Source organism: Streptomyces sp. NPDC046860 (genome assembly GCF_040645115.1).
Taxonomy (GTDB): domain Bacteria; phylum Actinomycetota; class Actinomycetes; order Streptomycetales; family Streptomycetaceae; genus Streptomyces.
This window is the reverse complement of record NZ_JBEYXQ010000024.1, coordinates 64,458-79,047: the sequence shown is the minus strand read 5'-3', so window position 1 is coordinate 79,047 and position 14,590 is coordinate 64,458. Positions and strand designations below refer to the sequence as shown.

Below are 14,590 nucleotides of genomic sequence, written 5' to 3'. Positions count from 1 at the left end.
GAACACGTGACACGGTGGCACGCCCGCACCCGGCAGACGTGACACGCTGCCACTCAAACCGGCCGTCCCCGCTTCCTAGGCTCCAGGCACACCGAGCGACCCGGAGGTCCCGATGAGCCGAGTGATCCGCGCCGCCCTCTTCCAGACGGCCTGGACGGGCGACAAGGAATCCATGATCCAGGTGCACGAGCAGGCGGCCCGCGACGCCGCCGCCCAGGGCGCCCAGGTCCTCTGCTTCCAGGAGCTGTTCTACGGCCCCTACTTCTGCCAGGTGCAGGACAAGGCGTTCTACGAGTACGCCGAGCAGATCCCCGAGGGCCCCACCGTCCGCCGCTTCCAGGCGCTGGCGAAGGAACTGGGCATCGTCCTGGTACTGCCCATGTACGAGGAGGAGCAGCCCGGCGTCCTCTACAACACCGCCGCCGTGATCGACGCCGACGGCTCCTACCTCGGCAAGTACCGCAAGACCCACATCCCCCAAGTGCAGGGATTCTGGGAGAAGTTCTACTTCCGCCCCGGCAACAGCGGCTGGCCCGTGTTCGACACCGCCGTCGGCCGGATCGGCGTCTACATCTGCTACGACCGCCACTTCCCGGAAGGCTGGCGGGCGTTGGGCCTGGCCGGTGCCGAGATCGTCTTCAACCCCTCGGCCACCTCGCGCGGACTCTCCCGCTACCTCTGGCAGCTGGAGCAGCCGGCGGCCGCCGCCGCCAACGAGTACTTCGTCGGCGCGATCAACCGGGTCGGCGTGGAGGACCTGGGCGACAACGACTTCTACGGCACCACGTACTTCGTGGACCCCGAGGCCCAGTTCGTCGGCGAGGTGGCGAGCGACAAGGAGACCGAACTCGTCGTCCGCGACCTCGACATGGCCAAACTGCGCGAGGTCCGCGACCGCTGGCAGTTCTACCGCGACCGCGAGCCGGGCACGTACACGCCGCTGACGGCGCCGTAGCCGGCAGGTTCCCCTTCCCGTAGGCCGTCCGATCCAGGAGCAGGAGCATGGGCACCCGTACCCTCATCCGCAACGGTCTCGTCATCACGGCTTCCGACGAGATCCACGCCGACGTACTGATCGAGGACGGCCGTATCGCCGCCCTCGCGGCGGCCGGCACCCCCGCCGCCGAAGCCTTCAGCGCGGAAACCGTCCTCGACGCGACCGGGAAGTACGTCATCCCCGGCGGCGTCGACGGCCACACCCACATGGAGATGCCGTTCGGCGGCACCTACGCCGCCGACACCTTCGAGACCGGCACCCGCGCCGCCGCCTGGGGCGGCACCACCACCATCGTGGACTTCGCCATCCAGAGCGTCGGCGGCGCCCTGCGCGAGGGCCTGGACGCCTGGCACCAGAAGGCCGAGGGCAACTGCGCCATCGACTACGGCTTCCACATGATCGTCTCCGACGTGAACCAGGAGACGCTCAAGGAGATGGACCTGCTGGTCGAGGAGGGAGTCACCTCCTTCAAGCAGTTCATGGCCTACCCGGGGGTCTTCTACTCCGACGACGGCCAGATCCTCCGCGCCATGCAGCGGGCCGCCGAGAACGGCGGGCTGATCATGATGCACGCCGAGAACGGCATCGCCATCGACGTCCTGGTCGAGCAGGCGCTCGCCCGCGGCGAGACCGACCCCCGCTACCACGGCGAGGTCCGCAAGGCCCTGCTGGAGGCAGAGGCCACGCACCGAGCGATCAAGCTCGCCCAGGTCGCCGGCGCCCCCCTGTACGTCGTGCACGTCTCGGCGCAGGAGGCGGTGGCCGAGCTGACGCGGGCCCGCGACGAGGGGCTGAACGTCTTCGGCGAGACCTGCCCGCAGTACCTGTTCCTGTCCACCGACAACCTCGCCGAGCCCGGCTTCGAGGGCGCCAAGTACGTGTGCAGCACCCCGCTGCGGCCCCAGGAGCACCAGGCGGCGCTGTGGCGGGGCCTGCGCACCAACGACCTCCAGGTGGTCTCCACCGACCACTGCCCGTTCTGCTTCTCGGGCCAGAAGGAGCTGGGCCTGGGCGACTTCTCCAAGATCCCCAACGGGATGCCGGGCGTGGAGAACCGCATGGACCTCCTCCACCAGGCCGTGGTCGACGGTCACATCTCGCGCCGCCGCTGGATCGAGATCGCCTGCGCCACCCCGGCCCGGATGTTCGGCATGTACCCGAAGAAGGGCACCATCGCGCCCGGTGCCGACGCCGACGTGGTGATCTACGACCCGAACGCCGAGCAGGTGATCTCGGCCGAGACGCACCACATGAACGTCGACTACTCGGCGTACGAGGGCAAGCGGATCACCGGCCGGGTCGAGACGGTGCTCTCGCGCGGCGTGCCCGTGATCACCGAGCGGGAGTACACCGGCCACGCCGGGCACGGCGTCTACACCCCGCGCTCCACCTGTCAGTACCTCACCTAGGAGCAGCGCGCATGGACTTCGGACTCGTCCTCCAGACCGACCCGCCCGCCTCGCGCGTCATCGACCTGATGAAGCGGGCCGAGCGCAACGGTTTCACCTACGGCTGGACCTTCGACTCGGCCGTGCTCTGGCAGGAACCGTTCGTCATCTACAGCCAGATCCTGGCGAACACCGACCGGCTGACCGTCGGCCCGATGGTCACCAACCCGGGCACCCGCACCTGGGAGGTCACCGCCTCCACCTTCGCCACCCTCAACGACATGTACGGCAACCGAACGGTGTGCGGCATCGGCCGCGGTGACTCCGCGATGCGGGTCGCGGGCCGCAAGCCCAACACCCTCGCCCGGATCAGCGAGGCCATGAAGGTCATCCGCGCCCTCGGCAGGGGCGAGGAGACCGACCTGGGCGGCACCCCGATCCGCCTGCCGTGGGTGCGCGAGGGAGCCGAACTCCCCGTCTGGATGGCCGCGTACGGGCCCAAGGCGCTGAAGATGACCGGCGAGGAGGCCGACGGCTTCATCCTCCAGCTCGCCGACCTCTACCTCACCGAGTTCATGGTGAAGGCCGTCAAGGACGCCGCCGTCGCCGCCGGCCGCGACCCCGGCGAGGTCACCATCTGCGTGGCCGCCCCCGCCTACGTCACCGACGACGACTCGCCCGAGGCCCTCGCCCACGCCCGGGAGCAGTGCCGCTGGTTCGGCGGCATGGTCGGCAACCACGTCGCCGACCTCGTCTCCCGCTACGGAGAGCACTCCGCGCAGATCCCCGACGAACTCACCGAGTACATCAAGGCCCGCGAGGGGTACGACTACGCCCACCACGGACGCAGCGGCAACCCCGACACCCGGTTCGTGCCCGACGAGATCGTGGACCGGTTCTGCCTGATCGGCCCGGTCGAGACCCACATCGAGAAGCTGAACGCCCTGCGGGCCCTGGGCGTCGACCAGTTCGCGGTGTACGACATGCACGACGCGCAGGAGGCCACCATCGACGCCTACGGCACGAAGGTGATCCCCGCCGTCAACGCCTGAGCACGGCAGGCGAATCGAACCCCCCCCTTCCCGTACGCGGGAAGGGGGCCAGGACGCCCGTACGGAACCCTTACGGGACGCACCCCCCCCGCACGGCCCGTCCCGACCCTCCCAGCCGATTGGCCTGCACCATGACCGATACCGCTCCCACGGACATACCACCGTCCGGCCAAGTCACCCTCGCCGACGGGCGGGTGGAGATCGCACCCGGCGCCGCCCGGCCCAGCGGCCCCTACGCCAACGAGGACCTGCTCCCCGTACCGGCCGAGGGGCGGACCTGGACCACGTACAACTTCTCCGCGCTGTGGGTCGGCATGGCCCACAACACCGCCTCCTGGACGCTCGCGTCGGGTCTCATCGCGGTCGGCATGGACTGGAAACAGGCCGTGTTCACCATCGCCCTGGCCAACCTGATCGTGCTGGTGCCGATGCTGCTCACCGGGCACGCCGGCCCCAAGTACGGCATCCCGTTCCCGGTGTTCGCCCGCGCCTCCTTCGGCGTGCGCGGCGCCAACCTGCCCGCTGTCGTACGGGCGTTGGTGGCGTGCGGCTGGTTCGGCATCCAGACCTGGATCGGCGGCGAGGCGATCTTCTTCCTCGCCGGCAAGCTGATCGGCGACAGCTGGTCCGGCGCCGCGCACATCGGCGGCTACGCGTGGACCATGTGGCTCTCCTTCGCCATCTTCTGGGCGGTCCAGGTGGCCATCATCCTGCGGGGCATGGAGACCATCCGGCGCTTCGAGAACTGGGCCGCGCCCTTCGTGCTGGTCGGCGCGTTCGTGATGCTGTGGTGGATGAGCGACCGGGCCGGGGGAGTGGGCCCGCTCTTCGACCAGCCGTCCAAGCTGGGCTGGGGCGGCGACTTCTGGAAGCTGTTCTGGCCCTCCCTGATGGGCATGATCGGCTTCTGGTCCACCCTCTCCCTGAACATCCCCGACTTCACCCGCTACGGCCGCAGCCAGCGCGCCCAGACCCTGGGCCAGGCTTTCGGACTTCCCACGACGATGACGTTGTTCGCGTTCCTGTCCGTGCTGGTCACCTCGGGCTCGCAGGCGGTGTACGGCGAGCCGGTCTGGGACCCGGTCCAGCTCGCCGCCAAGACCGACAACGTGGTGGGTCTGATCTACGCCCTGGTCACCGTGCTGGTGGCGACCCTCTCGGTGAACATCGCGGCCAACCTGGTCTCCCCGGCCTTCGACTTCTCCAACGTCGCGCCGCGCAAGGTCAGTTTCCGCACCGGCGCCCTGATCACCGCCGTCCTCGCGGTGCTGATCTTCCCGTGGCGGCTGTACTCCGACCCGCAGGGCTACATCTTCACCTGGCTCGGCCTTGTCGGCGGCCTGCTCGGCACGGTCGCGGGCATCCTCGTCGCCGACTACTGGTTCCTGCGCCGCACCCGCCTGGACCTCGCCGACCTGTACCGCGCGGGCGGGCGCTACTGGTACTCGGGAGGCTGGAACTGGCGGGCCGTGGCGGCCTTCGTGGTGGGCGGTGTGCTCGCCGTCGGCGGCGCCGACTTCCATCCGCTGATCGACGGCCGCCCGATCCCGGCGCTCAGCGGGCTGGCCGACTACGGCTGGGCGGTCGGCCTCGGCACCTCGCTCGTGCTGTACGTGGTGCTGACCCTGGCGAGCGGCAAGAGAGCCGTCAGCGCGTCCAGTTGACGTGAAGGAGCCCCGGTGGCCGAGGTGCGGCCGCCGGGGCCTTCCTTTTCCGTTCGGCGCGCCTACTTGGCGCCGCCGCGCAGGGCCGCCACCGCGTCCTTGGCCGCCTTGATGGCACCCTTGTTGATCTCGGCGGTCTCCGGGGCCTTCTTGTTCTCGAAGTCGCTTCCGCTGTAGGTGATGACCACCAGCGCGTTGGCGGCACGGGCCAGCACCACGCCCTCGCGGGTCTGCTGCTTGTCCTCCGTGGCCAGGTTCACCACGGAGTAGCCGCCGTCCCCGAGTCCGGGCACGGTTCCGCCGCCGCTCTTCTCGGCCACCCGCTGCTCGTACTCCTTCGCCGCGGCCTCGTCGGAGGCGGCGACCTCGTAGGAGACGTCCAGCCAGCGGTAGTCGTAGCCCTTGAGCGCGTTCCAGGAGCAGGTGCGGCGCAGCCGGGAGTCGGTGGAGGGTATCTCCTTGCCGGAGGTCTTCGCGCCGGGCACCAGGGACTTCACGGTGGCCTCGGGCACGCCGGAGCAGGGCGCGGGCGCGGCGTCGTACGTCTTGGCGGCGGGCGCGGCGGAAGACGCGGCCGGGGCGGCGGAATCACCGGCCGCAGATGTCGAACTTCCTTCAGTAGAACCGGAGTTCGCGGTGGCCGCGGGACCCGAGCTGAGGGCCCAGCCCGCGACGGCCAGCACGACGACCGGGGACAGACGAGCGGTGAGGGCGAGCGGCAGAGGCAGAGATCGCACGGCGCACTTCTCGTGGGGGAGGGGGCGGTGGAAGGGGTCCGCAGGGACGGGGGACGACAGTCTCACACGACGGGTCCGCGACACGGAAGCCCGAACTCGCTGCGTACTCGGCCGGTGACCGGTGCCGCGTGCCGGGGAGTTGCATATCGACCTTTTCCTCCCCGCTCGCCGGGCCGTCCGCGGCCGTGGAAGGGAAGCCGTGTGATTGGCATGGACCTGTTGTGAAGGTGCCGCTAGGCTCTGCCCCGCACTGATGAGAGCGCTCTCAGAAATCGGCTGTTCCACCCCCACCTCGTTGGAACGACGAAGGGCAACTCCCCATGAGACGCAGCAAAGTCGTGCGCGCCGCCGCGGCCGCACTCCTCATGCTCGGCGGCCTCTCCGCCGCGGGCACCCTCCCCGCCGCCGCGCAGAACGCCGGCGAACCCCTCGCCTCGCAGAGCATGCTGACCGCCATGCGGCACGACTTCGGGCTCACCGAGTCCCAGGCCGAGGCCCGCCTCAAGGCGGAGCGCGCGGCCACCGCCCTGGACCCGAAGGCACGCGCCACCGCCGGAGCCGCGTACGGCGGCTCCTGGTTCGACGCCAAGAGCAACCGCCTGACCGTGGCCGTCACCGACGACGCCTCCGCGAGCGTCCGCCAGAAGCTCCACGACGCCGGTGCCACCGTCCGCACGGTGGAGCGCAGCGCCCGCGAGCTGGACGCGGCCAAGGCCCGCGTCGACCGCCTCAAGGCCCCCAAGGGCGTGACCAGTTGGCGCGCCGACCCGAGCGCCGGGTCCGTCGTGATCGACGTGGTCCGCTCCAAGGCCGCCGACAACGATGTCCAACGCTTCCTGGCGAGCGCCCGCCAGGCGGGCCCCGTCACCGTCAACAAGGTCGCCGAATCGGTGAGCACCCTCGCGGCCGGCACGGTCGGCGGAGACCCGTACTACACGGGCAACGTCCGCTGCTCCATCGGTTTCTCGGTGTACGGCGGCTTCGTCACCGCCGGCCACTGCGGCCAGCCGTCGGCCGCCGTGTACGGCTGGGACCGGTCCTACGTCGGCAACTTCCAGGGCTCGTCGTTCCCCGACAACGACTACGCCTGGGTCAACGTGGGCAGCGGCTGGTGGACCGTACCGGTCGTACTCGGCTGGGGCACCGTCTCCGACCAGCTGGTGCGCGGCTCCAACGTCGCGCCGCCCGGCACCTCCATCTGCCGCTCCGGCTCCACCAGCCACTGGCACTGCGGCAACGTCCTCGCGCTGAACGAGACCGTCAACTACAGCCAGGGCGCGGTGCACCAGATGACCAAGACCAGCGTCTGCGCCGAACCCGGTGACTCCGGCGGCTCGTTCATCAGCGGCGACCAGGCCCAGGGCGTCACCTCCGGCGGCTGGGGCAACTGCTCCAGCGGCGGCGAGACCTGGTTCCAGCCGATCAACGAGATCCTCGGCCGCTACGGCCTGACCCTGCACACCGCCTGAGCCCCGCTCTCGCACGACGGTCCCGCGGGCGCGCGTGCTCGCGGGACCTTCTCGCATGCTGGGGGCCTCTTGCGTCGGCTGGGGCGGAACAAGTTTCATCCTGCATGTGTCACCGGGCGCGAAGAGCCGGTGCGCAGTGGAGCCCGCGCAGAGAAGAGGCCGTATGTTCACCACCCGCCCCACCCTCCAGGGCACCTTCGGCATGGTGTCCAGCACCCACTGGCTGGCCTCCCAGTCGGCCATGGCCGTGCTGGAGGACGGCGGCAACGCCTTCGACGCGGCGGTGGCCGGAGCGTTCGTCCTGCACGTCGTCGAACCCCACCTGAACGGCCCGGCGGGCGAGGTCCCCATCCTGCTCGCCCCCGCCGGCGGCGAGGTGCGGGTGCTGTGCGGCCAGGGAGTCGCCCCGGCGGGTGCCACCGTCGCGCACTACCGGGGCCTCGGACTGGACCTCGTACCCGGCACCGGCCCCCTCGCGGCCGCCGTGCCCGGCGCCTTCGACGCCTGGCTGCTGCTTCTGCGCGACCACGGGACCAAACCCCTCGACGAGGTCCTGAAGTACGCCATCGGGTACGCCGAGCACGGCCACCCGCCCGTCGAGAACGTCACCGCGACCGTGGGACGCGTCCGGGAACTGTTCGAGACCGAGTGGACCACCTCGGCCGAGGTCTACCTGCCCGGCGGCCACGCGCCTCGCCCCGGAGAACTGCTGCGCAACCCCGCCCTCGCCGCCACCTGGAAGCGCCTGCTGGCCGAGACCTCGGGCGCGGGCGACCGGGAGGCCCGCATCGACGCCGCCCGGGCGGTGTGGCGCACCGGCTTCATCGCCGAGGCCCTGCTGCGCCAGTCCCGCCGCCCCACCCTCGACTCCAGCGGCGCCCACCACACCGGCACCCTCACCGAGGCCGACCTCGCCGGCTGGACGGCGACGTACGAGGCCCCCGCGACGTACGACTGGAACGGCTGGACCCTCTGCAAGGCGGGCCCCTGGAGCCAGGGCCCCGCCCTCCTCCAGCAGCTCGCCCTGCTCCCGCCCGACCTGCCGCCCCACGGCGGCGCCGACTGGGTCCACCTGCTGACCGAGGGCTGCAAGCTCGCCATGGCCGACCGCGAGGCGTGGTACGGCGACGCGGGCGAGGTGCCGCTCACCGAACTGCTCTCCGACGCGTACAACACCCGCAGGCGGAGCCTCATCGGCGCCGACGCCTCCTGGGAGCTGCGGCCGGGCAGCCCCGGCGGGCGCACGCCCCGCCTGCCGGAACAGGCCCACGCGCGCGTGCCGGGCGGCGCGCCGGGGGTGGGCGAGCCCACCGTGGCCACGCCGGGCGAACCCACCGTGGCCATGCCGGGCGAACCCCGCGTGAGCGCCGACGGCACCACGCGCGGGGACACCTGCCATCTCGACGTGGCCGACCGCTGGGGCAACATGATCGCCGCCACGCCCAGCGGCGGCTGGCTCCAGTCCAATCCGGTCGTGCCCGAACTGGGCTTCCCGCTCGGCACCCGGCTCCAGATGACCTGGCTGGAGGAGGGCCTGCCGAACACCCTGACACCCGGCCGCCGCCCCCGCACGACACTCTCCCCCTCGCTCGCCCTGCGGGACGGAGTGCCGGTGCTGGCCTTCGGCACGCCCGGCGGCGACCAGCAGGACCAGTGGCAGACCCACTTCTTCCTCGCCGTCGCACTACGGGCGCCCGTCCGGGGCGGGCTCGACCTCCAGGGCGCCGTCGACGCCCCGAACTGGCACAACGACGGCTTCCCCAGCTCGTTCTACCCCCGCGGCTCGCGGCCCGGCAGCGTCACCGTCGAGTCGCGCATGCCGGAGACGGTCGTCGCCGAGCTGCGCCGCCGGGGGCACGACGTCACGGTGGGGCCCGCCTGGTCGGAGGGCCGGCTGTGCGCGGTGGCCCGGGACCCCGCCACCGGCATCCTGTCGGCCGCGGCGAACCCGCGGGGCATGCAGGGGTACGCGGTCGGTCGCTGAGAGTTGTCCACAGCCCGGGAGGCCATGTCCGCCGGACGTGGTCTCATGGACACATGATCGACGACAAGGAAACCATCGAGGAGTTTCTCGCCCACCAGTCCGCCGACGTGGAAGAGGCGATCCGGAAGGCCGCGGCCGCCGAGATCCTGCCCCGCTTCCGCCGCCTGGCCGAGCACGAGGTGGACCAGAAGAGCGGGCCGCACGACCTCGTGACCGACGCCGACCGGCTCGCCGAGCGCCGCCTCACCGAGGAGCTGCGCCGCCTGCTGCCCGGCTCGGCCGTGGTCGGCGAGGAGGCGGTGCACGCCAACCCGGCGACCTACGAGGCCGTCCGGGGCGACGCACCGGTGTGGATCATCGACCCGGTCGACGGCACCCGCCAGTTCGTGCACGGCAACGACGGCTTCTGCACCCTGGTCGCGCTCGCCCACCGGGGCACCGTGCTGGCCTCCTGGACGTACGCGCCGGTCCGCGACCAGCTCGCCACCGCCGTGCGCGGCCAGGGCGCCTTCCTGGACGGCGAGCGGCTCTTCGCCGGGCCGCCCGCGCCGGGCAGGGACCTCGTCGTGGCCGTCTCGCACCCCGACTACACCACCGAGGAGCAGAAGCGCGCGCTGCGCGCCCTGTGGACCGACGGGGTCGCGCCGCGCTCCTGCGGCTCGGCGGGCCTGGAGTACCTGGCGATCGCGCGCGGCGAGACCGACGCCGTGGCCTTCTCCTGGGAGGCCGCCTGGGACCACGCGGCGGGCCTGCTGCTGGTGGAGGAGGCGGGCGGCGCCCATCTCACCCTCACCGGCGAGCCCTTCCGGATAACCGGGGGCAACGCGCTCCCGTTCACCGCCGCCCGCGACGCGAGGACGGCCCGCCAGGTCGGCGAGCTGCTGCGCACCGGCTCCTGAGGCGGACGGACCGGGGCCGGCCGTGGAGCCCCGGCCTATGCTGATCCGAGTTGCCATCGGCTGACGAGGGGGTCGGAAGGTGCCGTCGATGCTGGACGCGGTCGTGGTGGGCGCGGGGCCGAACGGACTCACCGCGGCCGTGGAGCTGGCCCGCCGGGGCTTCTCCGTGGCCGTCTTCGAGGCGCGGTCCACGGTGGGCGGCGGCGCCCGCACCGAGGCACTGACCCTGCCCGGCTTCCGGCACGACCCCTGCTCGGCCGCGCATCCCCTCGGCGTCAACTCACCCGCCTTCCGCGCCATGCCGCTCCAGCGGTACGGACTGCGCTGGCTGCACCCCGAGCTGCCCATGGCCCACCCGTTCCCGGACGGCAGCGCGGCGGTGCTGGCCCGCTCGGTCGCGGAGACGGCGGCGTCCTTCGGCCCACGGGACGCGGGCGCGTACCGCCGCCTGGTCACGCCCTTCCTGCGCCGCTGGGACACGTTGCTCCAGGACTTCATGTCCCTGCCGCTGACCGCCCTGCCCCGCGACCCGCTCACCCTGGCCCGCTTCGGCCTGGCCGGGCTGCCACCGGCCACCGCCCTGATGAGCCGCTTCCACGACGAGCGGTTCAAGGCCCTGTTCTCCGGCCTGGTCGCCCACACCATCGCCCCGCTGAACGGCTTCGGCACCGGAGCCGTCGGCCTCGTCTTCGCGCTCGCCGCGCACGCGCGCGGCTGGCCGGTCCCGCTCGGCGGCTCCCAGGCGATCTCCGACGCGCTCGCCGCGTACCTGGTGGACCTCGGCGGCACCGTGCACACCGACTACGAGGTCAAGCGGCTGGACGACCTGCCGCCCGCCCGCGCCTACGTCTTCGACACCTCACCCACGGCACTGGCCCGCATCGCCGACTTCGGCAGCTACTACGACGGCTACCGCTACGGCCCCAGCGTCTTCAAGATCGACTACGCCCTGGACGGCCCGGTCCCGTGGACCGCCCCCGAGGCCCGCGTCGCGGGCACGGTCCAGCTCGGCGCCGACCGGGCCGAGATCGACCGCGCCCTGCGCGCCGCGTCCCGCGAGGACCGGGCCCCCGACCCGCCGTTCCTGATCACGGTCCAGCCGAGTGTGGCCGACCCGAGCCGGGCCCCCGAGGGCAAGCAGGTCTTCTGGGTCTACGGCCACGTCCCGAACGGCTGGCAAGGTGACCTGACGGACGCGATCGAGCGCCAGATCGAGCGCTTCGCCCCCGGCTTCCGCGACCGCGTCCTCGCCCGGGCCACGGCGGGCCCGCCCGAGCTGGCGGCCCGCAACGCCAACTACGTCGGCGGCGACATCGCCTGCGGCGCGGTGGACGGCCTCCAGCTCCTGCTCCGCCCCCGCCCCACCCTGTTCCCCCACCGCACCCCCCACCCCGCCGTCTTCCTCTGCTCCTCGGCGACTCCGCCCGGCGCGGGGGTACACGGCATGTCGGGCCACAACGCGGCGAAGGACGTCTGGAGGAGGCTGAGGCAGCGATGACCACCATCACGCTCGTCCAGGGCGACATCACCGAGCAGCGCGTGGACGCCATCGTCAACGCGGCGAACTCGTCCCTGCTGGGCGGAGGAGGGGTCGACGGCGCGATCCACCGCCGGGGCGGCCCGGCGATCCTCGCGGCCTGCCGGGACCTGCGGGCGTCGCGGTACGGCGGCGGCCTCCCCACCGGCGAGGCGGTGGCCACGACGGCCGGTGACCTCCCCGCGGAGTGGGTCATCCACACGGTCGGCCCGGTGTGGCAGAGCCCCGGCTCCGACCCCGCCCCCCTCGCCTCCTGCTACCGCGAATCGCTGCGCGTCGCCGACGAGTTGGGCGCCCGCACGGCCGCGTTCCCGGCGATCTCGACCGGGGTGTACCGGTGGCCGGCACAGGAGGCGGCGCGGGTCGCCCTGGACACGGTGCGGTCGACACCCACGGGGGTGGAGGAGGTCCGGTTCGTGCTGTTCGACGAGGGGATGCTGGGGGTGTTCGAGGGGGTCGTCGGGTGAGCGGAGGCGGCCGATCAGCCTGGTTGCGAAGACGGTGTCCTCGCTGAGCCCGCAACAGCCGATGGCCCGCCAGAACTGGGGTTCGGCGGGCCACCGGAGAGCGGAACCTTCGGACTCAGCTTGAACGCATCAGCACAGACAGGGGTCCGTGGTCCAGCCCAGGCCCCTCACGTCGCGGTCCTGCAGCGCACCGGAATACGCCTGCACCTCGTCCACATCGCCGTGGAGGTACTCGCCCCAGCCGTCACCGGCTTTGCCCCGGCCGATCTGGAGGGCGCCGTTGCTGTGCCAGCCGTCGGGAAGGCTCGCGGTCGCCTCGTCGTCCGTGTACCCGTCGACGTAAAGCTTGACCAGGTCGGTCGCGTCGTCGTAGATCACGGCGAGCCGGTGACCCTGTCCCTCGCCGCCGTCCGCGCCCGTGATCTGGGACACCACCCTCTCGGGGGCTCCGGCCTCGTCCTTCTCCGGCATCACCAGTTGCCAGCTGTACGTGGACGGCTCGTAGCGCACCTTGAACGCTTCGGTGTGCTCGCCGGCCTGTGAGAGCACTGTCATCGGGTGGGACGGCTCGGAGTCCGCGAGGCGAACGACGACGCCGATGGTGAAACTGTCCCCGGTGTCCACGACGGGCCCGTCGGCAGCGGCGTACGCGGTCTCGCCGTCCAGGCGCAGATGTCCGTCGCCTGCGAGCGGCGGCGGTGCATAGGAGCAGTCGGGGTCGATCTCGGGGATGCAGGAACTGTCGGAGCCGTGGTAGATCGACGCTCCTGTGCCGAGCCGCAGCGGGGCGCCGTCCGACTGCTCGGGACTCGCGCCGTCCGCCGCGTTCTCCAGCGACCAGTGGCCGAGCAGCTTCGGCTTGCGGCGTCCCAGGTCGGCTGCCTCGCCCGGCACCACGACCCGGTCGTGGACCTGGACATCCCCGATGTCGCCGTGCCACCGGTCGCGATAGCCGGTGGTTCCGCGGGCACGTCCGATCTGGAACGCGCCGGCCGTCGCGGCGGGCTTCGCCTCTGCCGCGGTGCCGACCTCGTGGCCGTTGACGTACAACCGCGCACGACCTGTTTCCGCGTCGTACAGCCCCATCAGATGGGCCCACTCGCCGGTCTCCGGCGCGCCACCGGACACCCGCGCGCCCGCGATCGCGAACGACCAGACGGGGCCGGGATCCTGGCCGCGGAGCCCGAGGCTGAAGCCGGGCTTCCCGTCCGCGTCCTGGCTGGCGACGGTCATGTTCCGGCCGGTTTCGGCGGGCCGCACCCAGGCGCTCACGGCGAAGGTCTTGCTGATGTCGGTGGCCGGCGTGCCGGGGGTGAGGAAGCCGTGGCCGCTGCCGTCAAGGCTGACGGTGGCGGTGGCTCCGGTGCCCGCGGGCGCGGGGCCACCGAAGGTCACGCCGGTGCCGGCACGTGCCTCGGTGCCCACCTCGGCGGACGCCGAACGAGAGCCTGCCGGGTCGTCCAGCTTCCAGCGTGCGACAGGGGCACGCCCGATCTTCACGTTGAAGTCGTACGACGACTCGCCGCTGCTCCGGCCCGACCGGTCGATCGCGCGGACCGTCAGGGACTTGGGCCCTGAAGTGAGCGGCAGGTACGGAATGGTCGCAGCCGCGCCCGGACGCTCCGCCGAGACGGTCCCGTAAGGGCCTCCCAAGAAGCCGTACGTGTACGACACCACGTCGTCGGAAGGCGAGTCCATGGTGAAGTGGCCGTAGACGCCCACGCCGTCCACCCAGAACACCGTGTCGGGGTTGGGGTACTCGGGGGAGCTGACCGTCGCCTTCGCGGGGTTCACGTCGTCGTACACGAACGAGCAGACCGAGCCGTTGCCCTCATCGCTCCATGCGGAGGTCGCCTTGCCGTCGTTCGCGCGGACATGCCAGGAGACGACGGTGTCAGCCGGAATGTCGGTCGGCATCGTCCAGTAGAAACGCGACCCCGACGAAAGGGTGACAGTGGTGTAGGTGCGGCGCTGCTCCACTCCCGCCGCATCCGTCCACCACGCTTCGAACTCCCCGCTGACGGGGCTGGATTCGCTGGGCTGGTTGTCCTCTTCGGGGTCGTACAGCATGGCGTTGAGCCTGGGCGGCTCCGGCACGTATGGCGTGTCGTCGCCCGTGGCGCAGTCCTTGCTCTGCGTCTGGAGGTCCTGGACGAGCGGCTGCTTCGGCGGCAGGTTGTCCACCGCATGCGCCGTACCCGCAGTCGCGGCCAGTAGCGCGGCAGCGCAGCTCCCCACCACCATCCGTCTGCGTCTTCCTGTCCTTCCGAACATGGTCAAGCGGCCCTCCCCTGTGCACTTTTGAAGCTCGTGGATCACACGCGCCGCATGAAATTAACAGAGGCCACCGACATCGCCGAAGAGGGTTTTCCCTTCACTGTGCGCGGGCGGACAGC

The 14,590-nt window shown here is 71.7% G+C and carries 11 protein-coding genes; 9 read left to right on the top strand and 2 right to left on the bottom strand.

What is annotated here, in order from left to right; all coding sequences use genetic code 11:
* Positions 1–112: 112 nt before the first annotated feature.
* The 4 genes from ABZ898_RS26610 to ABZ898_RS26595 all read left to right on the top strand — a co-directional run bounded on the left by ABZ898_RS26610 (position 113) and on the right by ABZ898_RS26595 (position 5,101).
* Positions 113–955 (top strand): nitrilase-related carbon-nitrogen hydrolase, encoded by an 843-nt coding sequence (locus ABZ898_RS26610; RefSeq protein WP_361663868.1) that lies wholly within the window; start codon positions 113–115, stop codon positions 953–955.
* A gap of 47 nt (positions 956–1,002) precedes the next feature.
* Complete coding sequence (gene hydA, locus ABZ898_RS26605) at positions 1,003–2,406, top strand: dihydropyrimidinase (protein WP_361663865.1); 1,404 nt, start codon at positions 1,003–1,005, stop codon at positions 2,404–2,406.
* Between the two features lie 11 nt (positions 2,407–2,417).
* On the top strand, positions 2,418–3,437 hold the full coding sequence (locus ABZ898_RS26600) for a TIGR03842 family LLM class F420-dependent oxidoreductase (protein WP_361663862.1): 1,020 nt from the start codon (positions 2,418–2,420) through the stop codon (positions 3,435–3,437).
* Between the two features lie 131 nt (positions 3,438–3,568).
* Complete coding sequence (locus ABZ898_RS26595; RefSeq protein WP_361663858.1) at positions 3,569–5,101, top strand: NCS1 family nucleobase:cation symporter-1; 1,533 nt, start codon at positions 3,569–3,571, stop codon at positions 5,099–5,101.
* Positions 5,102–5,163: 62 nt separating this feature from the next.
* Here the strand turns inward: ABZ898_RS26595 and ABZ898_RS26590 are convergent, their stop codons facing one another.
* Positions 5,164–5,838: a hypothetical protein gene (locus tag ABZ898_RS26590; RefSeq protein ID WP_361663855.1), complete on the bottom strand. Its 675-nt coding sequence runs from the start codon at positions 5,836–5,838 to the stop codon at positions 5,164–5,166.
* Positions 5,839–6,158: 320 nt separating this feature from the next.
* On the opposite strand from ABZ898_RS26590, the gene ABZ898_RS26585 reads away from it, so the two are divergent.
* The 5 genes from ABZ898_RS26585 (at position 6,159) to ABZ898_RS26565 (ending at position 12,194) form a co-directional block, all read left to right on the top strand.
* Positions 6,159–7,307, top strand: coding sequence for an alpha-lytic protease prodomain-containing protein (locus ABZ898_RS26585; RefSeq protein ID WP_361663852.1), 1,149 nt, complete (start codon positions 6,159–6,161; stop codon positions 7,305–7,307).
* 163 nt (positions 7,308–7,470) lie between these two features.
* Complete coding sequence (locus tag ABZ898_RS26580; RefSeq protein WP_361663849.1) at positions 7,471–9,291, top strand: gamma-glutamyltransferase; 1,821 nt, start codon at positions 7,471–7,473, stop codon at positions 9,289–9,291.
* A 53-nt stretch (positions 9,292–9,344) separates the two neighbouring features.
* Positions 9,345–10,190 carry an inositol monophosphatase family protein gene (locus ABZ898_RS26575; RefSeq protein ID WP_361663846.1) on the top strand — a complete coding sequence of 282 codons (846 nt, stop codon included), beginning with the start codon at positions 9,345–9,347 and terminating at the stop codon, positions 10,188–10,190.
* A 79-nt stretch (positions 10,191–10,269) separates the two neighbouring features.
* The gene (locus ABZ898_RS26570) at positions 10,270–11,688 is read left to right on the top strand and encodes an NAD(P)/FAD-dependent oxidoreductase (protein WP_361663843.1); all 1,419 of its coding nucleotides are present in this window, start codon (positions 10,270–10,272) and stop codon (positions 11,686–11,688) included.
* Entirely contained in the window at positions 11,685–12,194 is a 510-nt protein-coding gene (locus ABZ898_RS26565; protein WP_361663840.1) for an O-acetyl-ADP-ribose deacetylase, read from the top strand. Before ABZ898_RS26570 ends, ABZ898_RS26565 begins: the two co-directional genes overlap by 4 nt.
* Before the next feature lie 129 nt (positions 12,195–12,323).
* Here the strand turns inward: ABZ898_RS26565 and ABZ898_RS26560 are convergent, their stop codons facing one another.
* Positions 12,324–14,438 carry a LamG domain-containing protein gene (locus ABZ898_RS26560; RefSeq protein ID WP_361663837.1) on the bottom strand — a complete coding sequence of 705 codons (2,115 nt, stop codon included), beginning with the start codon at positions 14,436–14,438 and terminating at the stop codon, positions 12,324–12,326.
* Positions 14,439–14,590 lie beyond the last annotated feature (152 nt).